At 49.9% G+C, this 26406-nt stretch carries 27 protein-coding genes; 3 read left to right on the top strand and 24 right to left on the bottom strand.

Features of this window, described 5'->3' with window-relative positions:
* Nucleotide 1: 1 nt before the first annotated feature.
* From K5753_06735 to K5753_06705, 7 genes are read right to left on the bottom strand one after another with little or no spacing between them, the layout of a single operon-like run.
* Nucleotides 2–571, bottom strand: coding sequence for an ANTAR domain-containing protein (locus K5753_06735; protein ID MCR4726894.1), 570 nt, complete (start codon nt 569–571; stop codon nt 2–4).
* A 3-nt stretch (nt 572–574) separates the two neighbouring features.
* Entirely contained in the window at nt 575–1816 is a 1242-nt protein-coding gene (locus K5753_06730) for a glutamine synthetase family protein (protein ID MCR4726893.1), read from the bottom strand.
* Between the two features lie 11 nt (nt 1817–1827).
* On the bottom strand, nt 1828–2541 hold the full coding sequence (locus K5753_06725) for a glutamate synthase (GenBank protein ID MCR4726892.1): 714 nt from the start codon (nt 2539–2541) through the stop codon (nt 1828–1830).
* A complete protein-coding gene (locus K5753_06720; GenBank protein MCR4726891.1) occupies nt 2531–3760 on the bottom strand; it encodes an FAD-dependent oxidoreductase in 1230 nt (409 codons plus the stop codon). Before K5753_06720 ends, K5753_06725 begins: the two co-directional genes overlap by 11 nt.
* A gap of 1 nt (nt 3761) precedes the next feature.
* A complete protein-coding gene (locus K5753_06715; GenBank protein MCR4726890.1) occupies nt 3762–4193 on the bottom strand; it encodes a 4Fe-4S binding protein in 432 nt (143 codons plus the stop codon).
* A 1-nt stretch (nt 4194) separates the two neighbouring features.
* Entirely contained in the window at nt 4195–5700 is a 1506-nt protein-coding gene (locus K5753_06710; protein ID MCR4726889.1) for an alpha-hydroxy-acid oxidizing protein, read from the bottom strand.
* On the bottom strand, nt 5697–6788 hold the full coding sequence (locus tag K5753_06705) for a glutamine amidotransferase family protein (GenBank protein ID MCR4726888.1): 1092 nt from the start codon (nt 6786–6788) through the stop codon (nt 5697–5699). The genes K5753_06710 and K5753_06705 overlap by 4 nt, the downstream gene beginning before the upstream one ends.
* 377 nt (nt 6789–7165) lie before the next feature.
* Between K5753_06705 and K5753_06700 the strand changes: the two genes are divergently transcribed.
* The 3 genes from K5753_06700 to asnB are packed head-to-tail and all read left to right on the top strand — an operon-like array spanning nt 7166 to nt 12614.
* Entirely contained in the window at nt 7166–9253 is a 2088-nt protein-coding gene (locus K5753_06700; protein MCR4726887.1) for a glutamine synthetase III, read from the top strand.
* Nucleotides 9254–9280: 27 nt separating this feature from the next.
* Nucleotides 9281–11023, top strand: a complete 1743-nt coding sequence (gene amt / locus K5753_06695) for an ammonium transporter (GenBank protein ID MCR4726886.1) — start codon at nt 9281–9283, stop codon at nt 11021–11023.
* A gap of 10 nt (nt 11024–11033) precedes the next feature.
* Nucleotides 11034–12614, top strand: a complete 1581-nt coding sequence (gene asnB / locus K5753_06690; GenBank protein MCR4726885.1) for an asparagine synthase B — start codon at nt 11034–11036, stop codon at nt 12612–12614.
* Between the two features lie 356 nt (nt 12615–12970).
* On the opposite strand, the gene K5753_06685 is transcribed toward asnB, so the two are convergent.
* The 17 genes from K5753_06685 to K5753_06605 all read right to left on the bottom strand — a co-directional run.
* Entirely contained in the window at nt 12971–13636 is a 666-nt protein-coding gene (locus tag K5753_06685) for a cohesin domain-containing protein (GenBank protein MCR4726884.1), read from the bottom strand.
* A gap of 316 nt (nt 13637–13952) precedes the next feature.
* Nucleotides 13953–14129, bottom strand: a complete 177-nt coding sequence (locus K5753_06680; protein MCR4726883.1) for a hypothetical protein — start codon at nt 14127–14129, stop codon at nt 13953–13955.
* Between the two features lie 15 nt (nt 14130–14144).
* A complete protein-coding gene (locus K5753_06675; protein ID MCR4726882.1) occupies nt 14145–14366 on the bottom strand; it encodes a hypothetical protein in 222 nt (73 codons plus the stop codon).
* A gap of 57 nt (nt 14367–14423) precedes the next feature.
* Entirely contained in the window at nt 14424–14702 is a 279-nt protein-coding gene (locus tag K5753_06670) for a response regulator (GenBank protein MCR4726881.1), read from the bottom strand.
* Nucleotides 14703–14708: 6 nt separating this feature from the next.
* Nucleotides 14709–16031, bottom strand: a complete 1323-nt coding sequence (locus K5753_06665) for a histidine kinase (GenBank protein MCR4726880.1) — start codon at nt 16029–16031, stop codon at nt 14709–14711.
* 37 nt (nt 16032–16068) lie between these two features.
* Nucleotides 16069–16842 carry a response regulator gene (locus K5753_06660; GenBank protein MCR4726879.1) on the bottom strand — a complete coding sequence of 258 codons (774 nt, stop codon included), beginning with the start codon at nt 16840–16842 and terminating at the stop codon, nt 16069–16071.
* Nucleotides 16843–16862: 20 nt separating this feature from the next.
* Nucleotides 16863–18122: a histidine kinase gene (locus tag K5753_06655; protein ID MCR4726878.1), complete on the bottom strand. Its 1260-nt coding sequence runs from the start codon at nt 18120–18122 to the stop codon at nt 16863–16865.
* A 224-nt stretch (nt 18123–18346) separates the two neighbouring features.
* The gene (locus K5753_06650; protein ID MCR4726877.1) at nt 18347–18979 is read right to left on the bottom strand and encodes a DUF975 family protein; all 633 of its coding nucleotides are present in this window, start codon (nt 18977–18979) and stop codon (nt 18347–18349) included.
* Nucleotides 18980–19158: 179 nt separating this feature from the next.
* Nucleotides 19159–19641 carry a hypothetical protein gene (locus K5753_06645; protein ID MCR4726876.1) on the bottom strand — a complete coding sequence of 161 codons (483 nt, stop codon included), beginning with the start codon at nt 19639–19641 and terminating at the stop codon, nt 19159–19161.
* An 11-nt stretch (nt 19642–19652) separates the two neighbouring features.
* Nucleotides 19653–21356, bottom strand: coding sequence for a hypothetical protein (locus K5753_06640; protein MCR4726875.1), 1704 nt, complete (start codon nt 21354–21356; stop codon nt 19653–19655).
* Nucleotides 21357–21392: 36 nt separating this feature from the next.
* Nucleotides 21393–21797 carry a DUF4275 family protein gene (locus K5753_06635; GenBank protein ID MCR4726874.1) on the bottom strand — a complete coding sequence of 135 codons (405 nt, stop codon included), beginning with the start codon at nt 21795–21797 and terminating at the stop codon, nt 21393–21395.
* 119 nt (nt 21798–21916) lie between these two features.
* Nucleotides 21917–22318, bottom strand: coding sequence for a DUF4275 family protein (locus K5753_06630; GenBank protein ID MCR4726873.1), 402 nt, complete (start codon nt 22316–22318; stop codon nt 21917–21919).
* A 226-nt stretch (nt 22319–22544) separates the two neighbouring features.
* On the bottom strand, nt 22545–23045 hold the full coding sequence (locus tag K5753_06625; GenBank protein ID MCR4726872.1) for a hypothetical protein: 501 nt from the start codon (nt 23043–23045) through the stop codon (nt 22545–22547).
* Nucleotides 23046–23073: 28 nt separating this feature from the next.
* Nucleotides 23074–24330, bottom strand: coding sequence for a hypothetical protein (locus K5753_06620; protein ID MCR4726871.1), 1257 nt, complete (start codon nt 24328–24330; stop codon nt 23074–23076).
* Between the two features lie 207 nt (nt 24331–24537).
* Nucleotides 24538–25455 carry a DUF4275 family protein gene (locus tag K5753_06615; protein MCR4726870.1) on the bottom strand — a complete coding sequence of 306 codons (918 nt, stop codon included), beginning with the start codon at nt 25453–25455 and terminating at the stop codon, nt 24538–24540.
* Nucleotide 25456: 1 nt separating this feature from the next.
* Nucleotides 25457–25780: a hypothetical protein gene (locus K5753_06610; protein MCR4726869.1), complete on the bottom strand. Its 324-nt coding sequence runs from the start codon at nt 25778–25780 to the stop codon at nt 25457–25459.
* A gap of 70 nt (nt 25781–25850) precedes the next feature.
* Nucleotides 25851–26406, bottom strand: a 556-nt coding sequence (locus tag K5753_06605; protein MCR4726868.1) for a hypothetical protein, incomplete at its 5' end; no start/stop codon positions are given.

Here is a 26406-nt window from a genome sequence, read left to right as displayed (position 1 = left end):
CTCAATCCTCGAACGTTTCTATGATTTTTTTCGCAAGTTCGACTTTTTCGAGCCTGCGATCCATTGCCTGTTTTTCCATTTCCCTATGCGCCGCCTCTTCCGAAAGCCCCATCTTCTCGATGAGCAGACATTTCGCGCGATTGATCAAGCGGATGTCCGCGAGGCTTTTTTTCAATCGATCGTTCTCGCTGATAAAGCTTTGCGTCCGATTGAAAGCGGCGTTCGTCATTTTGAGCGCAAGCCAAAACGCCGTGTGAGAAAGGGGCTTTTCCACCGTAAAGATCCCGTAATCTTCCACCTTGGCGGAAACTTCGTCCGCAAATTCGCGCTTGACCATCAAAATGACTTGATTGGCTTTATTTCCGATGACGTCCACCGCGAGGCGAAGCCCGTTTTCATCCGAAAGCGGCGCGTTGATAACGAGAAGATCGCAAGTGCGTTCGATCAAATATCGCCGCGCTTCCGAAGACGTCTTCACTCCGAAGATCTCCTCGATATTCAACTTCGCCAGATCCTCCTTGAACCAATCGAGGTCTTGAAGGTTCGGCGTCACCACCAAAACGGTTCTCACGGTTTATAACCTTTCGAAATCCTTCTTCGTGTAGCCCGCGGGGTCCTTTTCGAAGGCTTCCGCCGCTTTCTTTTTGGCGGAAACGTACATCGCGAGCAATTCTTCGCCGAGCGCGTCTTTGAGAAACGCGCTTCCTTCCGCTTCGCGGATCGCTTCTTCAAGCGACGCGGGGAGGGATTCGGGCGAGACCGAAGAAGCGGTCAACCCGTCCTTAATCCCTTCGAGACCCGCGCGCAAAACGAGCGCCACGGTCAAATATAAGTTGCAGGCGTTATCGGGCGCGCGCAGCGAAAGTTTCTTTTCGCCGCAGGTATTCGTGAAGCGCATAAAGCTGTCGCGCTTTTCCTCGATCGCGATCGAGGTGATCTGCTTATAGGTCGCGAGACGATCGAAAGAATTCGGGACGGAATGCGCGAAGAGCGCGCACGCTCTCGCCCTTCTCCGAACCCCCGCTACGAAAGCTTCCGCAAGCGCGGGAGCCTCTCCCGCGAAAATCGATTTCTTATCCTTCCGAACGTCGAAATGAATGGTCAAGCCGTTGCCGTGTTCGTTCGAAAGCGGCTTGGGCATAAAGGAAGCGTACAGCCCGTTGCGCGAGGCGATCGCTTTTACGACCGATTTGAAAATGACGTAATTATCGCAGGCTTCGAGCGGCGACTTTTTAACGAACGTGATCTCGTTTTGCCCGGGGCCCTGCTCGTGATGCGAAGAAAGGGGATCGATCCCGATCTCTTCCATCGTCAGGCAGATCTCGCGGCGAACGTTTTCGCCTTTATCCAAAGGCGCGATATCGTACGCGCCGGCGTTATCTTGGGTAACGAGCGTCGGATCGCCGTTCGAATCGAGGCAGAAAAGATAAAACTCGCTGTCCGTTCCGATCTCGGAAGTGTAGCCGCTTTCTTTTAAGAGCGCGACCGCGTCCGAAAGGATCTTGCGCGTGTCGAACGGAAGGCTTTCGCCCGAAACCGAGCGGATCGAGGAAAGGAACCTCGCGACTCTGCCGTGTTGGGGGCGCCACGGAAGGATATGGACGGTCCCAATATCGGGGACGAGCCGTATCTCCGTCTCGGAAGGGAATCCCGCGCCTTTTCCTTCGATGACGACGCCTTCCGAGAGATGCTTCTCGAAACTTTCCGCCATAACGGAGACGTTCTTTTGCCGCCCTTCGAGATCCACGAAACTCAAACGAATGAATTTAACGTCGCCCTCTTGGATAAAATTTGCGAAATCGCCGAAATCAACCATAGTATTGCCTCCTAATTATTCGTGTAAAGCCGCTTGTACGGATTCGCGCTGTTCGGCTCCAAGAGAAAGAAATCTCCCGATGAAAGCGCTTCGTAGTCCGCGCCGAACTCCGCGGCATACTCCTTAATATAAGGAGTAAATTCCGCAAGCTCCGCTTTTCCGATCTTTTTACATTGTATTTGCTCGGGGAGAACCGTGTCAAGAGATTGCGCTTTGACGAGGATTTTTCCGCCGTACATTCCGACGCCCGTATAGTCGCCGATCGGGTCTTTTTCGCTTTTTTTATTGAGGACGAGGATAAGCCCTCCCGCCATATATTCGCCGAGAAAACAGCCCGCCGTCCCGCCGATCACGATGACGGGTTTCTTTTCCCCGTACTCCTTAATATGGACGCCCGCGCGATAGCAGACGTTATCCCGAATAAAAATCTTTCCGCCGCGCATCGCGTAGCCCAAAGTGTCGCCGACCGAACCGTGGACGACGATCGCGCCGTCGTTCATCGTGTCGCCGACGGCGTCTTGCCCGTTGCCGCGGACGACGATCTTCGCTCCGTCGAGATAGGCGCCGAGCGCGTTTCCGGGCGTTCCTTCGATCGTGACGACGCCCGTCTTCAAACCGCACGCGATGAATCTTTCGCCGAGGACTTCGGTCAAAGTCGCGTCGCCCGCCGCCTTGATCGCGTCGTTGATCTCTTTCGCCTCGTAGGTCTTTCCGTTAAATTTCATAAGTGCCTCCCATCGCCGCTTTCCTTTCCGCTTCGGGATAGAGCGACAAATCGCGATCGGTCAAAAGCTTCGTAACGTCGAGCCCTTCGACGGAGCGACGTTTGCGGATAAAGTCGGTCAAAATTCCCGCGCGCGAAGGATCGCCGATCAAAATAAAGCCGTTGATCCGCCCGTCTTCCGCATAGATCGCGCGGTAATCCTCGCCGACGGTGATCTCGGTCTTTTCACCCGTAAACAACCCTGCGGACGTGATCCGAACGCCGAAGAGCTTGGTCGCGTTCATCGGGACGTCGGTCAAAAACGCGGTTTCTTCTCCCGCCATGTTCTTTCCCGCGATCTTGCCGCCGAGGTACGCGCTCGGGAAGAGTTGCAACAGCCGTTTACCCTTTCCGACCGCTTCGTAAGATTCGACGAGATCGCCCGCCGCGTAGACGCTCGGAAGGTTCGTTTGCATTTTTTCATTTACGATTACGCCGCGATTCACCTCCGCGCCGATCTCTTTCAAAAGTCCGACTTGCGGGCGAACGCCGAGCGCGAGAACCAAGACGTCGAACGCGATCTCTTCGCCGCTTTGGAAGACCGCCTTATTTCCTTCGAATCGATCGAGGGCGGCGTTCAGCCTGAAATCCACGATCCCCGAAAGCCGTTCCTGCACGATCGCGCCCGCTTCGGGCGTCGTCGCCGCGGGAAGGGGACGCGGCGCCATATCCGCGATCACGATCTTATCCGTGTACTCCCGAACGCCTTCCGCGCATTTCATTCCGATAAGTCCCGCGCCGACGATCAGGACTTTGCCGCCTCGTTCGAGGTCGGCGCGAAGCCCGAGCATATCATCCATCGTGTAAAAGGTGTGCTTTTTCAAGACACCTTCCAGCCCTTTGATCGGGGGAACGAAGGGTTTGGAACCCGTCGCCACGAGGAGTTCGTCATAGGGATAAAGGGTTTCTCCCGCCGCGACGGTCTTTTTCGCGGGGTCGATCGCGGTCGCGGTCTCGTAGACCGCTTTCACGCCTTTTTTCTCATAGTAATCTTTCCCGCGGAAGAAAAGCCCTTCGTCCGGGGTCTTTTTCTCCAAAACGTAGGAGATCAAAGGGCGGGAATAAAGGGGACGTTTTTCCCCGCAGATCACGGTGATATCCGCATTCTTTTCCACGGAAAGGATCCCCTCGATCGCCCCTTGCGTCGCGATGCTTCCGCCGATCAAAACGTATTTCTTCATATCATTTCTCCTCAAAAACGATCGCGCCGTTCGGGCATTTTTTTACGCAAAGCGGCTCGCCGAAAGAATTGTTCATACAGAGTTGGCACTTATTCGCGGAGCCTTCCTTCGTCAGACGGACCGCGCCGTAGGGGCAGACCATCACGCAGCTGCCGCAGCCGACGCATTTCTTTCTGTCCACCGTGACGGTGCCGCCCTCTTCTTTGGTCAGCGCGCCCGAAATGCAAGCGGAAACGCATAAAGGCTCGTCGCAATGACGGCAGGAAACGGCGAACGTAATCTTTCCGTCCGATTGGACGCGGACGTTCGGATCGATCTCTTTATCCTTCAAAGCGAGGACGATATTTCCGATCCCGCTGTTTGCGTAGGCGCATTCGTATTCGCAAAGGTGACAGCCGAGGCACCATTCTTCTTTGACGTAGATTCGTTTCATATCACACCTCTCCCGCGTGCTTGATCCCGAGCACGCCCAGTTCGCGTTCGTTAAGCCCGACGCCGCGAAGCATCAAGCGGTTTCCGCGAAGCGCTTCGATGGAATTGATCCCCATTCCGCCCATCATTTCCTGAATCTCGTGATTCCAGCCCGTCAGCATATTGATCAGGCGTTCCGCCGCGAGATCGGGATTCAACCGTTTTACGAGGTCGGGGCGCTGCGTCGCAATGCCCCAGTTGCATTTGCCGAGGTTGCAGGTGCGGCAAAGGTGGCACCCCATCGCCGCAAGCGCCGCGGAACCGATATAGACCGCGTCCGCGCCGAGGCAGATCGCTTTAACGACGTCCGCGCTGCAACGGATCGATCCCGCCACGACCAAAGAAACGTTATCGCGGATATTCTCTTCGCGCAATCTTTGATCCACGCTGCCGAGCGCGAGTTCGATGGGGATACCGACGTTATCGCGGATCCTCGTCGGCGCCGCGCCCGTTCCGCCGCGGAAACCGTCGATCGCGATGATATCCGCGCCGCTTCTGGCGATTCCGCTGGCGATCGCCGCCACGTTATGCACCGCCGCGATCTTGACGATGACGGGCTTTTTATACTCTGTCGCTTCCTTGATCGAATAGACGAGCTGACGCAGATCTTCGATCGAATAAATATCGTGATGCGGCGCGGGCGAGACGGCGTCGCTGCCCTCGGGGATCATACGCGTCTTGGAGACGTCCCCGACGATCTTTGCGCCGGGAAGATGCCCGCCGATACCGGGCTTCGCGCCCTGCCCGATCTTGATCTCGATCGCCGCGCCGTCTTCGAGATAATCCTTATGGACTCCGAAACGACCCGACGCCACCTGCACGATGGTATTTGCCGAATACTTGTAAAAATCCTTATGAAGACCGCCCTCGCCGGTGTTGTAATAAATCCCCAACTTTTCCGCCGCGCGGGCAAGAGCCGCGTGCGCGTTATAGGATATGGATCCGTAACTCATCGCCGAAAACATCACGGGCATCGAAAGCTTTAAGCGAGGGGGCAAAACGGGCTTGATCTTTCCGTCCGCGCCCCTTTGGACGCTTTGCGGTTTCGCTCCGAGGAAGACCCTCGTCTCCATCGGCTCGCGCAGCGGAGCGATCGAAGGGTGCGTAACCTGCGACGCGTTGATCAAGATCTTATCGAAATAGACGGGGAACGGCTCGGGATTGCCCATCGAGGACAGAAGCACGCCGCCCGACTCCGCCTGCTTGTAGATCTCGGTCAGGTATTTTTGCTGCCAATTCGCGTTGGGGCGAAAGGCGTTTTGATTGGGAAGGATCTTCAAGGCTTTGGTCGGGCACAGGCAGACGCAGCGTTGGCAATCCACGCACTTGGTGCTGTCCGAAATCATCTTGCCGAACCCTTCCTCGTAACGATGCACTTCATTCGCGCATTGTCTTTCGCATACGCGGCAATTCACGCACTTGTCGTAATCGCGCACGACTTCGAAAGGCGCCACGTTAAAATCGATCATTTTCTTCCTCCTTCCACGCGGTACACGATGGGCTTTCCGCCTTCCGCGTAAAACATTTTGTCAAACGACGGGCAGACCCTGCGGATCGCCGCCTCTTCCGACGCCATATACACCTTGTCGCCTTTCTCCGCGACCGCAAGCGTCCGAAGCTTCAAGCGATCGTTCAAAGCCATAACGCCACCGTCGAAACCGACGATGATCGAGAACGGCCCCGTCACGAGGCAAGCGGAAAAGACGTCGCGGAGATAGGTCGCGCGCGCCTTGTCTTCCTCGCTCATTCGGTCGATCCTCTCCCAAAACGGAGCGGCGATGACTTCCGCGCTCTCCGCGAAGGTCAATCCTTTTTTGCGCGTCAGATAATCGAGGATATAAGTTATGACCTCGGTATCGGTGAGCAGCGTGCATTTATAGCCGTACATTTCCATCGCGCGGCGGTTCGCGTCGTAAGAACTGATCTCTCCGTTATGGACGACGGATAATCCGAGCAGTCCGAACGGGTGCGCGCCGCCCCACCATCCGGGCGTGTTGGTCGGATAGCGGCCGTGCGCGGTGAAGAGATAGCCTTCGTACTCGTCGAGCCTATAAAATCTGCCGACGTCCTCGGGGAAGCCGACCGCTTTGAAGATCCCCATATTCTTTCCCGAAGAAAAGATATACGCGCCTTTGATCTCGGTGTTCACCGCGAAGACCGTGCGGAAGACGCATTCATCCGCGCCCGTCTTCACGAAATCGATAAAATTTTGTTTCGGATAGACGAAATAGCGGCGGATCTCAGGTTCGTCCGCGATCTCGGGGATTTTCCTCGTCGGGATATCTTCGGAAGAATCGATCTCGTAGTAACGGGCGAGATATTCCTCGAAATCTTTTCGCGCGCTGTGGATCGTAAAGAAGACGTGGAACGCGTAAAGCTCTTTTTTATCCGGATAGATTCCGTAACACGCGAATCCGCCGCCGAGACCGTTGGAACGGTCGCGCATCACCGCGATGGAATCGATGATGTCTTTGCCCGAAAATCGCGCGCCGGTTTTATCGAAGACCGCCGAGATCGCGCAACCGGACGGGTTTCTGAATTCACCTTCTAACAGCATACTTTCACCTCTCTTCCCGAGATTTTTCCCTCGGAAAAACAAAAAAGCGCTCGTCCCGAAATGAAAACACTTCGGAACGAACGCCTTTGTTCGTTTAGTTGCATTATAAAGAAATCCCGCCGCTTTTGTCAACGGTTTCCGTAAAATTTTTTGCAAAATCTTCCGAAATAAAGGGCATTTATAAGGGTGTTTAATTTTCTTTATCGAAAGGCGGGGGTCCGAAAAAATTTTGGAAAAAAGTTTGAAAAACCTCTTGACAAGCGTTTTCGGCGGTGCTAAATTATGAGCAAAGAAACAGCAAAGGCGCTGCGGAGAAATCCGTGGCGCCCTTTTTCGTTTATAGGGCTGTTTCGAATAAAAACAAGGAGGAAATCAATATGAAAAGCGTACCCGAAACTTTCGGATCATCGGTATTCGGCGAAGAGGTGATGCGTCAACGTTTGCCGAAGGAAACTTTTAAGGCGCTCCAAAAAACCATTCAAAAAGGGATCGAACTCGACAGAAGCGTGGCGGACGTCGTCGCGAACGCGATGAAGGACTGGGCGACCGAGCAAGGCGTCACCCATTTCACCCATTGGTTCCAGCCGATGACGGGCGTGACCGCCGAGAAGCACGACAGCTTTATTTCCCCGACCAAGACCGGCTCGGTCATTATGGAATTTTCGGGAAAAGAACTCGTTCGCGGCGAACCGGACGCTTCCTCTTTCCCGTCGGGTGGGCTTCGCGCCACCTTCGAAGCGCGCGGCTACACCGCTTGGGACCCGACGAGTTACGCGTTTATTAAAGATAAATGCCTGTACATCCCGACTGCGTTCTGCTCCTACGGCGGCGAAGCTTTGGACAAAAAGACCCCGCTTCTTCGCAGCATGGAAGCGATCAACAAGCAGGCGCTTCGCATTTTGAGGCTCTTCGGAAACGAAAGCGCGGAAAGCGTAAAGACGACGGTCGGACCCGAGCAGGAGTACTTCCTCATCGATCGGGCGATGTTTGAAAAGAGGAAGGACCTCGTCTACACGGGCAGGACGCTTTTCGGAGCGAAACCTCCCAAGGGTCAGGAACTCGAAGATCATTATTTCGGCGCGATCAAGACTCGCGTGCAAGCCTTTATGAACGAGCTGAACGAAGAGCTTTGGAAGCTCGGGATCCTCGCGAAGACCGAGCATAACGAGGTCGCTCCCGCGCAGCACGAGCTCGCTCCGATCTTCGCCACGACGAACATCGCGACCGATCACAACCAACTTACGATGGAACTCATGCGCAAGATCGCCGCGAAACACGGAATGGCGTGTCTCCTGCACGAAAAGCCTTTCGCGGGCGTAAACGGCAGCGGCAAGCATAACAACTGGTCGATCTCGACCGACACGGGCGTAAACCTTTTGGAACCGGGCGACACGCCGGATGAGAACGCGCAGTTCCTCCTGTTCCTCGCGGCGGTCATCAAAGCGGTGGACGAATATCAAGATCTCCTTCGCATATCGGTGGCGAGCGCGGGCAACGATCACCGCTTGGGCGCGAACGAAGCGCCGCCCGCCGTCGTCTCGATCTTCCTCGGCGACGAGCTCCAAGGCGTCTTAGACGCGATCGAGCAAGGCAAGCATTACGATAAAAAGCAACGCAAACAGCTGAAAATCGGCGTGGACGTTCTTCCGAAATTCCCGACCGACACGACGGACAGAAACAGGACGTCTCCCTTCGCCTTTACGGGCAACAAGTTCGAATTCCGTATGCTCGGGTCGAACGCTTCGATCGCCTGCGCGAACATCATTCTGAACACGGCGGTCGCGGACGAGCTCGAACAGTTTGCGGACGAACTCGAAAAAGCGGAAGACTTTACGGCGGCGCTCAACGCGCTCGTTCGCAAAGTCATCGTCGAGCATAAGAGGATCATTTTCAACGGAAACGGCTATGACGACGAATGGATCAAGGAAGCGGAATCGCGCGGACTGATGAACCTTAAAACCACGCCGGACGCGCTTCCCTACTACGTTTCGGAAAAGAACCTCGCGCTTTTCAAAAAGCAAGGCGTGTTTACCGAGACCGAAGCGCGCGCCCGCTACGAGATCGCGCTCGAAAACTACTGCAAAGTCATCCATATCGAGGCTTTGACCGCGCTCAATATGCTTAAAACGGACATCTTGCCCGCGGTGAGCGCGTATCAAAAGGACGTCGCGGATATCCTTACGGCGAAAGGCGCGTACAAAGCGAGTTCGAAGTACGAAAAAGCGATGCTTCAAAAATTGTCCGTAAAGACGGACGAACTGTTCGAAGCGACCGAAGCTTTGGAAAAAGACCTCGCAAAGGCGGAAAAGATGACGGATTACTCCGAGATCTCCTTCTTCTGCAAAGATGTCCTGATCCCGGAAATGGCGGCGGCGCGCGCGGTCGCCGACGACCTCGAAACGGTCGTTCCCTCGGAAAAATGGCCCTACCCTTCTTACGGAGATTTGCTCTTCTCCGTAAAGTAACGAATGATTGAATAGGAGAAAACGATTATGACAGTCGAATTTTGGTTTTTGATCGGCGCTGCGCTGGTATTTTGGATGCAAGCCGGTTTCGCGATGGTGGAGACCGGTTTCACGCGGGCGAAAAACGCCGGAAACATCATCATGAAGAACTTAATGGATTTTTGTATCGGGACGGTGGTCTTCTCCCTCCTCGGCTACACCCTGATGATGGGCGAAGACGCGCTCGCGGGTCTCGTCGGGATCCCGAACATGGATCTTTGGGGCAACTTCAAAGCCTTTATAGAAAGCCCCTCGGAAGGGTTTACGGACGCGTCGCTCTTCGTGTTTAACCTCGTCTTCTGCGCGACGACCGCGACGATCGTTTCGGGCGCGATGGCGGAACGGACGAAATTCTCTTCTTACTGCATTTATTCCGCCGTGATCTCCCTTTTTATCTACCCGATCGAGGCGCACTGGATCTGGGGCGGCGGCTGGCTCTCCGCGCTCGGCTTCCACGATTACGCAGGCTCCTGCGCGATCCATATGGTCGGAGGCATCGCCGCTTTGATCGGCGCGATCATGCTCGGTGCGAGGACGGGAAAATACGAGCGCGACCTCAGCGGTAAAGTGATCAAGGTAAACGCGATCCCCGGACACTCCATCCCCCTCGGAGCCCTCGGCGTCTTTATCCTGTGGCTCGGTTGGTACGGCTTTAACGGCGCGGCGGCGACTTCCGCAAGCGAACTCGCTTCGATCTTCCTGACGACGACGATCGCGCCTTCCGTCGCGACGGTGACGACGATGATCTATACTTGGATCAAGAATAAAAAGCCCGACGTCTCGATGTGTTTGAACGCTTCCCTCGCGGGGCTTGTGGCGGTAACGGCGGGTTGCGACGCGTTCGACGCCGTCGGCGCGACGGTCGTCGGCTTAGTCTCGGGCGTCCTCGTCGTGGTCGTCGTCGAAGTCCTTGACCTCAAACTGCATATCGACGATCCCGTCGGCGCGGTCGCCGTCCATATGACGAACGGCGTTTGGGGGACGATCGCGGTCGGACTTCTGGCGAATCCGAACGCGCCCGCAGGACTCAGCGGACTCTTCTACACGGGTTCTTTCCGTCAGCTCGGTTTGCAAGCGCTCGGCGTGATCGCAGTCGCCGCGTGGACGACCGCGATGATGATCCTGACCTTCTATATCATCAAAAAGACGCACGGATTGCGCTGCTCTGCGGAAGAAGAGATCGTCGGCCTCGATAAATCCGAACACGGGCTTCCGAGCGCATACGCAGACTTTGCGCCCGCCGTCGCGACGACCTATTCCTTCGGCGGCGTGACCGCACCCGCCGTGACCGGCGATACGCCGATCGCGGAAGCGATCCCCGTGGAAAAAGAGGCGGTCCCCGTCTCCGTAAAAGTCAAGAAAGCGGTTCAGGGCGTCAAACTCACGAAGCTTGAAATCGTCTGCAAAGAATCCCGCTTCGAAGGCTTGAAAAACGCTTTGATGGAGCTCGGCGTAACGGGCATGACGGTTTCCCACGTTATGGGTTGCGGAATGCAGAAAGGTACGCCCGAGTATTACAGAGGCGTCCCGATCGAAGTCAATCTTTTGCCCAAGGTGCAGGTGGACGTCGTCGTCAGTAAGATCCCCGTCTCCGCGGTGATCGACGCGGCGAAGAAAGCCTTGTACACCGGGCATATCGGCGACGGCAAGATCTTCGTGTACGACGTGGAGAACGTCGTCAAGGTTCGCACGGGTGAAGAAGGTTACGACGCTTTGCAAGACGTCGAATAAGGGAGCGGTTATGTGTTCGATCATGGGCGTCAAGGGAAAATCGATCTCCCTTGAAAGATTCAAAGAGTGCTTCGGGCGGACGGTCAGCCGCGGCCCCGATATGACGAAGATCGAAGAGGTCAAAGGCGGGATCCTCGGATTCCACCGCCTCGCGATCATGGGGCTTCACCCCGAAGGGATGCAACCCTTTTCCCTCGGCAAAAAGAAAGTGATCTGTAACGGCGAGATCTACGGATTCCGCCCGATCAAAGAAGCGCTCTCCGAGAAAGGATACTCTTTTACGAGCGACAGCGATTCCGAACTCCTATTGCCGCTTTACGAGGAGTACGGCACGGAAATGTTTGCGAAACTGGATGCGGAATACGCCCTTTTGATCTACGACGAAGAAACGGAAGATTTCATCGCCGCCCGCGATCCGATCGGGATCCGTCCGCTGTTTTACGGCTATCTTTCAAGCGGCGAGATCGCGTTCGCGAGCGAAGCGAAAAACCTCGTCGGGCTCGCAGAAGAAATCCTGCCCTTTCCCCCGGGTTTCTATTATAAAGACGGCGCGTTTACGCGTTACGCGGACGTAACCGCCGTAAAAGAGTACGTTTCGGGAGACCTTGACGAGATCTGCGGAAAGATCCGCGAGAAGCTCGTTCGGGGGATCGAAAAACGCCTCGACGCGGACGCGCCCGTCGGATTCCTTTTGTCGGGCGGGCTGGACAGCTCCCTCGTCTGCGCCGTCGCGGCGAAACTTTCGGATAAACCGATCCGCACCTTCTCGATCGGAATGGACGTCGACGCGATCGACCTCAAATACGCGAGAAAGGTCGCGGAATATATCGGCAGCGAGCATACCGAGGTCATCATCTCGGAAAAGGACGTCCTCGCGGCGCTGGAACCCGTCGTCCGTCTCCTCGGGACCTTCGATATCACGACGATCCGCGCAAGCATAGGAATGTATCTCGTCTGCAAAGCGATCCACGAAAAAACCGACGTGCGCGTCCTTTTGACGGGCGAAATCAGCGACGAACTCTTCGGGTATAAGTACACCGATTTTGCCCCGTCCGCCGAAGCTTTTCAAAAGGAAGCGGTCAAGCGCGTTTCGGAACTCTATATGTACGACGTTCTGCGCGCCGACCGATGCATCAGCGTAAACTCTCTCGAAGCGCGCGTCCCCTTCGGCGACCTCGATTTCGTAAGGTACGTTATGGCGATCGATCCCTCCTTGAAACTCAACTCCTACGGGATCGGGAAATATCTTCTGCGCCGCGCGTTCGAGGGCGACTACCTGCCGCGCGATATCCTCTATCGCGAAAAAGCGGCGTTCTCGGACGCCGTCGGTCACTCGATGGTGGACGATTTGAAAGCCTACGCGGAGATCGCCTACACGGATGAAGACTTCGAAATGCGGCGCAAGAAATACGCGCACGCCACCCCTTTCACCAAGGAATCGCTCCTCTACCGCGAGCTTTTCGAGAAGTACTACCCGGGGCAAGCACAAATGATCAAAGATTTCTGGATGCCCAACAAGGCTTGGAAAGGCTGCGACGTCACCGACCCTTCCGCCCGCGTCCTCTCGAACTACGGCGCCAGCGGCGAATAATCCGATATCGGGTCGGAATTATCAAAAAAATGTCGGATCTCCCCGACATTTTTTATTTGTCCAAACAAGGAACGAAAACCGCGAGCGAGCGGATCTTTCCGATTTTTTAATTAGAACACATTTTCTTGAATTAAAAACTAAAATCAATGTACTCACTTGTGTTAGGCAAAAGAATTGACAAACTATCGTTCTTTAAGATTTTTTTTCCTTTATACATTTTTGCATTATGTCCGAATCTATAAACCCGAGTGTTATTCTTCGTATATAAATCAATATGATTTTCCTGCGGATGATGATAGCGCCCATGCCCCGAGGCTGCAACGAACAAGAAAGCGTTCCGAGCACGAAAAGGCATTTTACCTTGATAGCCACCCATGGTGCGGGATGCTGATATAGAAAATCTCGCTTTCGTTTATATCAAACTCTTCCTCCAACGCATCTCCGGGAATTACCGCAATTTTACGGTTTATACTCAACTTTACGACAAGAGAATGCCTATTCTCAGGCGTACTTTGATATCGGCTTCTCCGAGAATCCATTCCTTGATAAATTTCCATACAGCAACCGAGTCTTAGCGGTTTGCTCAAAGAATTATCCGGTATAATCCATACATTCCCGCAATTTCTAGCTAAATAGGAAATAAATTGATTATAATTGATATCGCGATCGCGGGTATAAGTCAGTTTGACGAACGCTTTCCCGGAAGCCGCGTCTTTGACGCTGAAACGCAGCGTCACGAGCTTCCCGTTCGACGAATCGTTCTCGTCGCCCGACCAGTTGAGCAAGAAAGGATAGACGTCATAGTTTCCGCTGGCGATAAAATCGAGCGAAGATAAGGCCTCCCCTTCCTCGCAACCGATCAAAACGAGCTTGTCTCTGTCATATTCGAGTTGCAAGACCATCGCCGAAACGGCTTCGTTATTCCGAAGCGTCGCCGTTACCACGATCTCCTCCCCCTCCGCTTTACCGGAAAGCAAAAGAATCGGAGTGCTCTCGGCGAAAGCAGCCTGCGCGGGAATCATCGCGCAAAAAGGATCATCGCTACCGCTATACAAATGATTAACCGCAATCCTTTCATCCTCGAATCCTCCCGTCGATTTACTCTTTTTGCGCAGACGCCGAGAAGCGTAATCGCAAATCTACGTTGTCATTATAGCAATCAACTGTGGACAAAACAGTGACACATAAAAGCACTTTTTCAAAAAAATGATAAATTTTTCAAAAAATTTTTTCCGAAGAGCCGCGAACCCACGATAAAAAAATCGGTTTTACCGTGTAAACCCGAAAGAGAAGGCGTTTTCGCCTTAAAAAAGATTATGAACGAAAAAAACGGAAAAATCAAAAATCCGCCCACTCGTACTGCGCCATAAACTCGCCCTTATACGCGCTGAACGCGTGAGGGTCGCCCGCTTCGTAATCGTACAGGTCGCAGGAAAAAGTCGTGGTATCCACGCCGTATTGGTTAAATCCCTTTCTTAAAATGCGTTCGATTCCGGCGGCTTGCAGATCTTTCACGAGATCGGAATAGATCTACGCGATATAATTCTGCGTCTTCTCGCTGTAATCGTCCTCGAAGAGGATCGCGGCGATCTCTTTGCGGTTGACCATGCCTCCGGCTTTATAGATCAAATACGCCAGCATCTCTTTGCTCTTCGATCTCTTGAACAAAACCGCCTCGCCGTCCACGAACAAATCGAAATCGCCGAACGTGCGCGCGAAGATGTTCGTAACGTCGAATCGCAAAATCTTCATTTCCTTTCGGATCTTTTCGGCGGTAACGGGTTTGGTGACGTAACCGCTTGCGTGCAGTTAAAAAGCGTCCGCCGCGTAATGCGTGTGTCCCGTCACGAAGATGATATTCAGTTGCGGTTTTACTTCGAGGAGTTTTTCCGCGATCTGAATACCCGTCATACTTCCCATTTCGATATCGAGAAAAGCGATATCCGCCTGACCGTCGTTCTCGATCCATTCCATGAACTTGGAAGGTTGCGAAAAAGAGACGATCTCCGCTTTCGGGATCGCTTCCGCAATCGAGTTTTCCAGCTGATTCAGTTGCATAAGTTCATCGTCTGCCGCAAGAATCTTCATTACCCGTCACTTCTTCTCCTCTGAATTCTTTTTCGGGACGATGATCGTAGCCGTCGTTCCGACTCCGATCTTGCTTTCGATTTCGAGTCTGTCGCCGTAGGTGGCGAGTCTTTCGCGGACGTTCTTAATCCCGATATGGCTTCTGCCGCCCGCGGGGACGCTTTGCACGTCGAATCCGACGCCGTCGTCTTTTACTTCCACGACGAAATTCTCAAACGTCTCATACGACGTGATCCGAATGGTGCCGCCCTTTTCTTTTTTGCAGATCCCGTATCGGATCGCGTTCTCGACGAGGGGTTGCAGCGACATCGTCGGAAGCGAAAAATCATTCGCGCGAATATCGTACGCCAACTTCACGCGATCGCCGAAACGAGCTTTCTCAAGCTCCGTATAAAAACCGACCTGCTCCAAGACCTTTTCGAAAGGCATTAAACGCTCCGACTCGATCGCGTCGAGCTGCCCGCGAAGGTACTCCGCGAAATCGTGCGTCAAGTTGCGCGCGCGCTTGGGATCGGTCTCGCAAAGGTACGCGATCGAAGAAAGGCTGTTATAGATAAAATGCGGGCGGATCTGCGAAAGCATGATCTGAATGCGCTGCTCGCGGAGCGAATCGTCCGCGGAGAGTTGCGCGAACTCCGCGTTATGGATATACATCATCGCCATTCCGATGGCGATCGCGACGTACGCCACTCTGACCCCCGCGGCTTCTTGCATGACGATCCCCGAAAAGACGAAGATAATCGTAAGATACAAAGAGACCTTATTCTGATTGCGGAATTTGCGCCCGTAAAGGACGAATTCGATGAGCGCGAGGATGATGATCGAGATATAAAACCCGACGTAGACGAAATAGGCGCGTCCGTGCGAATAGACGTTTTGGGTGTCGATGACGATCATCCAATTCGTAAAGACCGCGACGAACTGAAAAACCAAGTTCGCGGCGAGGACTCCCAAAATGATCTTGCGAACGACGGTTTTATTATGGAGCTGGTTGACCAGCGCGCCGCCCGCGATGGGCGTCAGCATATAGTCGAAACATTTGACGAGGCGGATCACCCAAGTCGGTTTGGTCGGATCGCCGGAGAAAGCCACTCCGAGCCCTTCGGAAAGCGCCGCGAGCGCGACGATCAAGTAGGTCAGCCAATGGATGCGTTTTTCCCTTACGCTCATTCTGTCGTTCTCGAAGACGAGCACGCTGAGCAGGACGAGCGACGCCCACGTCAAAACCAAAATAAAATAGTAATACTTCAAAACAGCGACCTCCTCTTTCCCGACGGGAATCTGCGAAAGCTTTTTCGCCGCGCCGAAAGTGCTCTGCCGCTCTCTCACGCGCTCGCGCGCGAACGCACAAGCGAGAGCCCATAACTCAGTTTTTCGGCAATTCCGCCCAGCCGTACTGGGTCATAAATTCGCCGTTAAAGGCGTTGATCGCGTGGGGTTTCCCCGCCACGTAATCGTAAAAATCACACGAGAATTGCATCACGTCCAAGCTGTATTGCTTCAACGTCTTTTGCACGATCTTTCCGAGGTCGTGCGCCTGCAAATCCTTCACGAGGTCTTTATAGATCTTCACGACTTCGCGCTGCGCCTTAAAACCGCGATCCCCCTTGAAAAAGAGCGCGGCAAGGTCTTTGCGATCGACGGAACCTCCGTTTTTATAGATCAAATACGCAAAGAGTTCTTTGCTTTTCTCTCGCTTGAAAGAAACCGGCACGCCTTCGTAGAAAAATTCGAATTCTCCGAACGTGCGCGCGAAGATCTTGGGCATTTCGCCGCCGGGATAATTCAAGACGTCGTTCAGCTCTTTTTCGATATCTCGCATCGAGTACGGCTTATGGATATAGCCGGAAGCGCGGAGCCGAATCGCGTCCACGACGAATTCGGTATAGGCGGTGCAGAAAATGACGCTCAGGCGCGAATGGATCTTTTTCAGCTCTTTGGCAAGCTCGATCCCGTTCAGGACGGGCATATTGATATCCAAAAAAGCGACGTCGAGCGTCAGTCCCTCCGTCTTCGCAAACGAAAGCGCTTCGTCGCTGCGCAAAAACGGATGGATATCGTCGCCCGGGCGAAGCTCGGTCACGCAATCCGTCAGCGACCTTAAAGCGTGTTCTTCATCGTCAACGATCAATATTTTCATTTTGTTTCCTCCGATTCTTCTTAATCCCTGTCTTGGGAGCAAGGGATCTTTATCGTAACGCGCGTTCCTTTTCCGAGTTCACTCTCAAACTGGATCGTTGCGTTCAAATGGTATTTCAAGCGGTTCGTTACCGCGCGGATGCCGACGCTGTTTGCTTCTTTCAGTTTTTCCGTGTTGAACCCGACGCCGTCGTCAATGACCTCGATAACGTGATTCTTTTTATCGCAATACGTGCGGATCTTGATCGTCCCGCTTTCATAGCGGACGGAGATCCCGTGTTTGATCGCGTTCTCCACCAAAATTTGGATCGTCAAAGGCGGAATGGAGAAATCCAAATCCTCCGTCTCGTAGACGACTTTCAGTTTGCCGGGGAAGCGGCGCTGTTGCAGCGACATATAGTCTCTGACGTTCTTGATCTCCGAACGGAACGGGATCAATTCCTTTCCGTCGAGAGCCGAAAGATTCCCGCGAATGTAATTCGCAAATTCCGTGATCGCGCGCTTAGTCTCCTCGGGGTTCCCCTCGATGTTTTGAATGGAGAAAAGCGTGTTATAAATAAAATGCGGTTGGATCTGCGAAAGGACGATGCGCTCTCGGTTCTCTTCCGCGATCGCTTCCTCGTGATCGCGGACGAAGCGCAAGTGCAGCCAAACGTAATAAAACACGCTGCCGATCACCATGCTGCCCGTCAGGCTGGAAACCGGAATATCTCCGGACAGGACGGACATGTCGAGGAAGATCGTCACCGCGACGATAACGACGTTCAAAAGCGGAATGGCGGACTCGATCTTGCGGACCTTACAGCATTCGCGCACCGAAAGATAAAACAGATACGCGAGCAGGAGCCCGCTGACGATATGGCAGGTATACCCCAAGGGACCTCGTACAAAGTGATTGTCGCGCTCAATGGTAAAGACGAGTCCCGAGAAGGTCGCGGTCAGATGGAGCACCGCATTGAGCGCGCCGAGCCCGAGCGCCGCGACGGAGAAAGCATCCCTCTTCCCGTACAGTTGAATAAACAAAATGATGACGAAGGGGCGGGCGGCATACCCGTAGATCGAGACGATCGTCCTCCAATAGGACGCCCTCTCCGGGATCATCAACCTGTATTCGATAAAATTCTGAGCAACCAAACTGAAAAGCAGCGCGACGATGATCAGCAAGATCCGCTTCTGCTCTCTTTTGATAAATTGATCGCATAGGACGGATGCCGCAAGTCCCGTCAACGCGACGACCAAAGGAAGGATCGTCAAGATTATCAAATTGGTTTTATCAGACATTTCAGTTCTCTCCGTCTTCTTTTACTTCCGAGAAAGCTCTGTCTTATATTATACTTTATGATAAAATAAAAATCAATACGCGATTTCGGCTAAAGGCAAGGCGTTTTCGACGATTTCGACGGTTAAGTCCGCGCCTCGAATCGCAAGAAGAATGCGACTCCGTCATAAAAAGGAAAAACGCCCGAGAACGCACGTTCTCGGACGCTTTTTACTTTTTTCGATCCTTATTCTTTGACCTCTCCGATCAAGATCTCGGAGCTGTCTTCGGGCGCGGAAGCAGGCTCTTTCAAGGCTTTGAGCTCTTCATAGAAGCGGGCTTTCGCCATATTGTGGTAGACGCCGACCCAAAGCGTTCCGATACCGAAGCAAAGGAACCCGACGATATACCAGCCGATAAAGCTGAGATCGAGAAGGAAAAGTTTGCCCTTGTACCCCTTCGTCATTTCGTTCGAACGATCGAGGCAGCTGCGCCAGTTCTTATCCTCGGAATCCTGCTGAATAAAGCTCGCCATCGAGTACGCATAGGACTTTACGATGCCCGGAATGATGAAAAGCAGCGACCAAAGGAAGATAAAGACGTTGCGGAGGATGCCGAGAACGATCGTCTGCGTAAGTTCCTCTTTCGCGCCGCAAAGAAGGTCCGCAATATCGCCTTGCTTATCGCCGCGAGCGACTTTAACGTAGATACGCGCCAACGCGTATTGGACGACGCCGATCAAGAAAAACGAGACGAACGGAATGCCCGAAACGACCGAGCAAATCAGGGTCATCAGAAGCAGGAACATCCAAACGTTGCCGAACAGATTATGCTCCAAAGCGTCGCGCGCGTCGGCTTTTACTTTGCGAATTTCAATCATTTTTTCTCCTTTATTTTCCCTCGCGGGCGGGCGATTTTCGCCTTTTTCAATATAAAGAAAGTGTAAACAATTTATGATACTTTGTCAAGACCGAGTTTTCCGCGCTCCCGAAATCGTAAAACAAATCTTGTCTTGTGAACTCCTATATTGTAAATGTTTATATGACGGAAAACCGCCGCTTACTTTATTACGATCTCCAATCGATTCTCTAACCCGAACCGATCCCATATACCGTGGATCACTTTTACGTCCCTGAAATTCCAAGTGTATTTTTTTTCGTTTTTATTTCTTTTCATTCGGTCGAAAATCGCAGAGAACGATCGCGACGGCTTCCCCATATACGATTCCAACGTTCGCTGCATTTTCTCGAAAGAAGCGACGATCTCTTCGCTCTCCGAAGGCTTACGATCCGGCTCGAAAAATTCCGCTCTTTCCCACTTCCCGTTGGTGTCAAAATGCAAACCCAAACATCCGCTGAAAAGTCGATCGAACGCCACGATCGGCAACGTGTAATAATGCTCGCCGACTTTTTTATACTCCCGTCCGTTCGGCAAGATCGGAAGCTCTGCTTCCGTCGCGCTCCACGGAAGAAACGCGGACGGCTCGTCGATCGTCAATCCCGAAAGAAACGGATCTCTTTTATCCTTTTTGCAAAACGGCATTCCCTTTCCTCTTATTTTCGCAGCGCCTTGGCTTTTTCAAAAAAATCCTTCGGCCAAGTAGGCTGAATATACTCATCACATTGTGTATAATTTTTATTTAGATTCGTTATGCCATTGTTTTCCATAACAGATATAAATTTTTCAGAAAGAAAAATCCTATCCCCGAAAGCAAACATATGAAAAATATCAGCAGGAAAATCCTTTTGGAAATAAATACCATTTATATATACATCTATTTTCCCATCGGGATTACATAAATCACATTGCCAATCCGTATCATCCCCTTCCATTCTGGATTTTTCATAATCAATAGGCACTTCATATCTGTTTAGTTTTACATAGTACAGTTCACTGTCTGTTTCTACGCCTTTCGATTTTACGGATTCGATTCTGCAAAACTCTTTGATCCCGGTCAATCCGTTTTGTTCGTAAACGTCTTTGAATTTTTTCGACACTATGACAGAACCCGCGCCTAAGACGATATCCCCGATATTGCGTTTATAAACTTCTATTTTATAAGGCGGATACCAATTCAAACCGAAGCTCATCCTTTTGCATTTCGGACAATAAGAAGTCTCGTCTTCCTTTACGATATAAGGATCGGCTGCAATCGCGTCGGTATATCGGAGATTATTCGTCATCACACTCAGAATATATTTTTTATTTCCGACAGGTTCGTTCTCCGCTCTTTTCAAAAGCCCCGCTTTCTCTTCCGCCAGCCAATTTTCAACTACCTGCCCCGCTTTCTCTTTTCCGTTCAAAATCAAATTATAGAGATCGACGGGAACGTCGAGAGCTTCGTCGATTCGCGAACCGAACCCGTCCGTTAATTCAACGTAATCGCGGAGCGTTTCCGCAGGCAAAGAGCACGAAAGATATTTTATGGTCGCAAATCGCACCTTTCTGACTCCTTCCTCTCTTCGGGAAGCGTCAACGCAAGATGCGTTCAGCCAAGAAAAATCGCTTTTTTCCAAAAAGAATTCGATAACCGCATTCTTCAAACCGTCCTCTAAGGCGTCGAAATTCTTCGTCAACCATTTGTCGATTCGGTTGATTTCGCGTTCTCCGAACAGCTCCATTTCCTTAAATCGTTCGATATAAGCGTTAAGCGTGTAGACGTCAATCGGGATTTTCTCTTTGGACAGAATCTTGTCGACGGTTTCCCAATCGATTTTCGCGAGCGCGGTATCGAATTCGTTTTCGACGTCGGAATACCGGTCAGAATCGTCTTGATCGAGATCTTTCTCCATCTTTTTTGCGGGTGCGAAAAAATCGGCGCGGTTTTTCTCCAACGTTTTCACCAAATAGTAAACGGTTACCGCAATGAACGACAGAAGAAAAAGAGCGGGCAAAAAGAACAAAAACGTCATTTCCGTTTCGAGGACGACGAGCGCCGAGATCGCCGTTAAAATCGAAAGGATCACCGCAGAATATCCCGCTTTTTGCGGAGTAAACCACATCTCAAAGGGGGATTCCCGGCCTTTTCCCCCGCCTCCGACCAAATAAATACCGTAGGCGCACATGCTGAATTCCGCGATCGCCACTTTGAACGTTTCGGTCTTGCCTTGCACCTCGTAAATATCCGCTTTACGGCGCGTTCCGTACTCGGGATGAAAAACGGTGCAAGTCTTCCCCGTGTCAACGCCTTCAAAGACGTTTGCTCCGTCTATTAAATAGGTTTCATCCGTCGTTATGGTTATAAATTTTACTTTCATATTCGATTCCCGCCCGTTTCCGTTTATGCGAAAGGCTTATTCTTCTTGTTTTGGCGCATAGCAAAAATAAGGACCTGCCAAATCTCTTTCGTGCGTTACGACATAACACCAAGAAAAATCTTTGCCGATGATATAGAATTCATCCAAATGAGCCTCATCTACGCCTTTCGACATTAAGTGCTCTGTATCTAATACGCTACAATCAAATCCGCCGCGTACACAAGAACTATTATACAAAATTTCCATCGCACCTATCTTGTTTGCACTATTATATTCCAAACGCGCTGCATCTCCCTCATAGCAAGACACTAACCCTTGATTAAATAAAAGCCATAAATAACCTTTATATTTCTTTCCGAGACGAAACTTTTTTAATTGTTTTTCTGTAATATCATTAGCAAAAACTCTTAAAAAGTTCTCTTCAAATTCTTTTTCAGTCATTAACGATCTACCCCTCGCTTTTTGTATTTATTCATAATGTTACTCCTACACGAAGTATTAAGACATTTTCCAATTACTTTCATATTCGATTCCCGCCCGTTTCCGTTTATTCGAAAGACTTATTCTTCTTGTTTTGGCGCGTAGCAAAAATAAGGACCTGCACCATCACCTGCGTGCGTTACAACATAGCACCAAGCGAAATCCTTCCCCATTATGTAAAATTCAACAAGTCCGGAATTGTCTATCCCTTCTGCCGTATTATGGACCTTCTCTAATTCGCCGCAAAAAAACTCACCGACGCGCATGCAAGGACTATCATACAAAACCTCAACTGCTCCGGTTTTATCGACTTTTTCGTATTCTATGCGAGCTTGGTTCCCCTCATAACAAGGCACTAATTGAAACACATTCCACAAAAGCCCCTTCGCTTCTCCCGCAATCTTAAACTTTTTCTGTTGCTTTTCCGTAATATTTTTAGCAAAAGTTTTTAAAAATTTTTCCTCGAATTCTTTCTTCGTCATTTTCATCCTCCTATTTACGCCACATTCTAAATGATCCAAGGCTGCCCGTTACGGACAAAACTTTGCACCAACTATCATAACGTGTTGCACAACAACGTTGCCTCTTCCGTCAATGATCTTTTCACGTCGCCTTGCAAGTTGCGTACGCAATAGTACGTTCAAAGCCGATTAAATTTCTATATATCATAGACATGCACATTCCGCATTCTATTACCATATCCCGCTTTTATTCAAACAATTCCTTATGCAATTTTTTCGAATAATCTCGAAGCTCTTCAAAAACCGAGTTCCATTTTTGGTAAACGTTAAATGGAATCTTTTCAAGAAGAATTAGCTTATAGTACAACCCCTTATCTTCAAAAACATTCATTTTTGCTATTTCAAGATAGATTTCATCATCATATTTGGGCAAAGCAATTATATACTCAGCAAAGAATAGAACAAACTCTTGATATAACACATCATCAAAACAATCTTCCTTTTTGTCAAACAGCCTTTTAGACAATAATTCGTTTCGATCTAACGACCGTTTGCTTTCTATTTTGTTATAGCCGAAAAACTGTTCCAACGCAGGCAATATCTCATAATATAAAGAGTCTTTAAACAAAAAGTAATTTTTTGAACCAAGCGTAAAACTCACCTCAAAATCATCCGGGGTAAACTCTGCGGCTTTCGCTTTTTCAATAACAATTTTAGCTTCTTCATTCTCAAAAACAAACTTCTTCATTTAAACACTCCAAATAAATTTCTATATATCACCAATCGCGCAAATCGTCCACTACGTCCATCAGATCGACATATTTTCTTTTCGATAATAAAGAGGTTAAATATCGTATTATCGCTTCGCTTTCTTCCGTTTCAAGGAATGCCTCTTCCGTTTGCAATTCGTTAATGTTTTTTACAAGACAGACAAGTTCTTTCCTTACATCGTTCTTTTTCGATTTTAAGTTTTCCGCTACCTTCTCGAACCCTTCGACGCACTCTTTCATTCTGAGATAGAAGGGTTCCTTTTCATCGTGTTTTTCTATCCATTTTTCAATCGGCGAGACGGATAAAACCTCTTGCGACGCTTGATCTTCTTTTCGATTCCTCTCAATGACCCTCTTGCAATACTCGTCGTTCCAATCCTTTTCGCCAATACCCTCTGCCCAGCGATTAATCGTCAAAGCAATCGATTGTCCCATTGGGGGAAGATGCTCTATTCCTTTGCACGTTTTTTGAACCTTTACCAGCTTCCGAAAAGGCGTCATCACAACCCATTTATAAGAGTATGTAATAAAATTAAAATCTATTGTACGAACCATTTGAGGGATCTCATACTCGACTAAGGGTTTGCATTTAGCTATCCTTGATATTTTTGCGAAGCCTTGACAAACAGTATTCTTACTGTTATCCCAAGAGGCATAATAAATTTGATTTAAACCAAGTTGCTTCTTCTCTTTTTCGCTTAACAACTTTTTTATATTGTATGAATAGTTTTGTTGGTTGAACTCAACTTCTTCTTGTATCCCCATATCGGAATGTGCAATATATTTCGCAGACTCTTGTAATACGGAAATATCGGTTATAGGAGAAGAATAAACCTTTTCAAATATGATTCTAAAATATGAAACATGTCCGTCTTTCTCAACTTGCCCCATTTTTTGGAAGTAACCGTAATGATTATTAAATTCCACTTGGTAAAAGCTCGAATCGTCCTGATCGAGATCTTTCTCCATCTTTTTTGCGGGTGCGAAAGAATCGGCGCGGTTTTTCTCCAACGTTTTCACCAAATAGTAAACGGTTACCGCGATAAACGGCAGAAGAAAAAGAATGGGCAAAAAGAACAAAAACGTCATTTCCGTTTCGAGGACGACGACCGCCGAGATCGCCGTTAAAATCGAAAGGATCACCGCAGAATATCCCGCTTTTTGCGGAGTAAACCACATCTCAAAGGGAGATTCCCAGCCTTTTCCCCTGCCTCCGACCAAATAGATACCGTAAACGCACATACCGAATTCCGCGATCGCCACTCTGAACGTTTCGGTCTTGCCTTGCACCTCGTAAATATCCGCTTTACGGCGCGTTCCGTACTCGGGATGGAAAACGGTGCAAGTCTTCCCCGTGTCAACGCCGTCAAAGACGTTTGCTCCGTCTATTAAATAGGTTTCATCCGTCGTTATGGTTATAAATTTTACTTTCATATTCGATTCCCGCCTGTTTCCGTTTATGCGAAAGGCTTATTCTTCTTGTTTTGGCGCGTAGCAAAAATAAGGACCTGCACCATCACCTGCGTGCGTTACAACATAGCACCAAGCGAAATCCTTGCCGATTATATAGAATTCTCCAACATCATCGTCATCTATCATTTTTGCTGTTAAGTGATTGTTGCTGATGGTAGCAGTTTCCGGGTAACAAAGACCCTCGCAATAGTAATAAATCTCAAACGCATCCGTCTTATCTGCCTTATCGTATTCACGGCGAGCCTCATCTCCCTCAAAAAAAGGGATTATTCCATAACTCAACCGCATCCATAAGTACCCTTCTTTATGCGTGACGTATTGTTTGTAACTTCTTTTTATTCCTTTCTTACTTATACTAATGAAAGCCTTTGAGATACTTTCGGCGAATTCTTCCTCCGAAACGTTTTTACTGAAAACTTCTATAAAGCGTTTGGCAAAGTCTTCGCTCGTCATCGGCACCGCCTTGTTGCCCGGAACGGGCATCATCATCTTACTCTGATATTTTTGTCCCGCTTCAACTTCTATTCCGAAGAATGAACTTTCCTTTCCCACTTGATCCCGGATCGCCGAAGCTAAGGTTTTAAGAACTCTTTTATACGTCCAAAACCAATACTTCTTTTCCGCCTTTTCCCATATCTCCCGTCCGATGGAGCGTATATCAACGCTCTGCACCGCCGAGTCTTCTAAGCCTATGCTGCAAAGCGGTTCCTTCGTTTGTAAAAATTTCTTCGTGAAATAAAAGTCATACTCTCCGCGCTGCGGTATCACCTGAATGGTAAAACATCCGCTTTCATTGTAATAACTATGCGAATAGACAAACCAATGCCCGTCATAGCAGTTTTCAAAGCATTGATAAACGTGCTTCAATCCGTACCGGCTTTCAAGAAATCCAAAAATCTTTTCTTCTCGATCCATACTATTTCCTTATCGAAATCGAAGGATACAACCCATCGTATTTTTTATCGTTTTCAACGTCTTGAACATAATTCAAAACCTCTCTTTTGTTTTCTATTATATCTTCGCCATCAAACCATTTTTCCAACCCGCAACACTCTCCCCATATATATTTGTTATTCTGCAAGTCTATGGGGCCTCCATAAGAAATCGCGCTACTTTGATTTCGCAGTTTATGCTCCCACCACATAACACTCTCTATAAAGACACCTTCCTCTTGCAGACGCTTTATCAAATACAATAAATCTTTTTTATTAATCAACACGTCTGTCTTGCTTTTATTCAAATACTGAATTATCGTGTTTTTATAATGATCGAAAAAAGTACCCATTTTCTTATTCAACACCTTCCCAATGTTAAGCTTTTTTCAACTTTTTCAGCGCTCTGACAGCAGCTTCTCTTAGGTATTGGTAATCTGTTTCGGCAATAACCTTTTTTAATGCACTTTCAATTCTACCATCAGTGTCAGTATACTTTGATAACGCAGTTAAAGCATTCATATATGCTTGGTTTCTATAATTGCAATAGTTTACAGGATCATATAACTCATAATCCTCTTTTGAAAACAGCTGATAAAGAAAGATATCCTTCCCTTCTTCAAACCCCCATTTGCTGAAGCAATCCATTAGCAAGCCAAAATGGGACAAATCCTTCCAGGATTTTGCCCATCCTAAATAAACGTCTTTATATCGTTTATCTGCAATTCGAGCCAAAGCATTATCGTAAAATGCTTCCCCCTTTTTCTCATTTTCAGGCATTCTTTCATAGGAACGGATAATCTTTTCCGTTGCATTTGTGTTCCCACGAATCCCGATCACTCCGATCAGTTCCGCTTCTTTTCCCCAATCATCCCATTTCAATATCGTTTCCGTCAATACTGCGATTGCTTTTTTATCCTTAATTCTTCTATGC

The organism is Clostridia bacterium (genome assembly GCA_024685775.1).
Lineage (GTDB): Bacteria > Bacillota > Clostridia > Christensenellales > CAG-1252 > CAG-1252.
The sequence above is the reverse complement of the archived record's forward strand: the minus strand, read 5'-3'. Positions and strand labels throughout refer to the sequence as shown.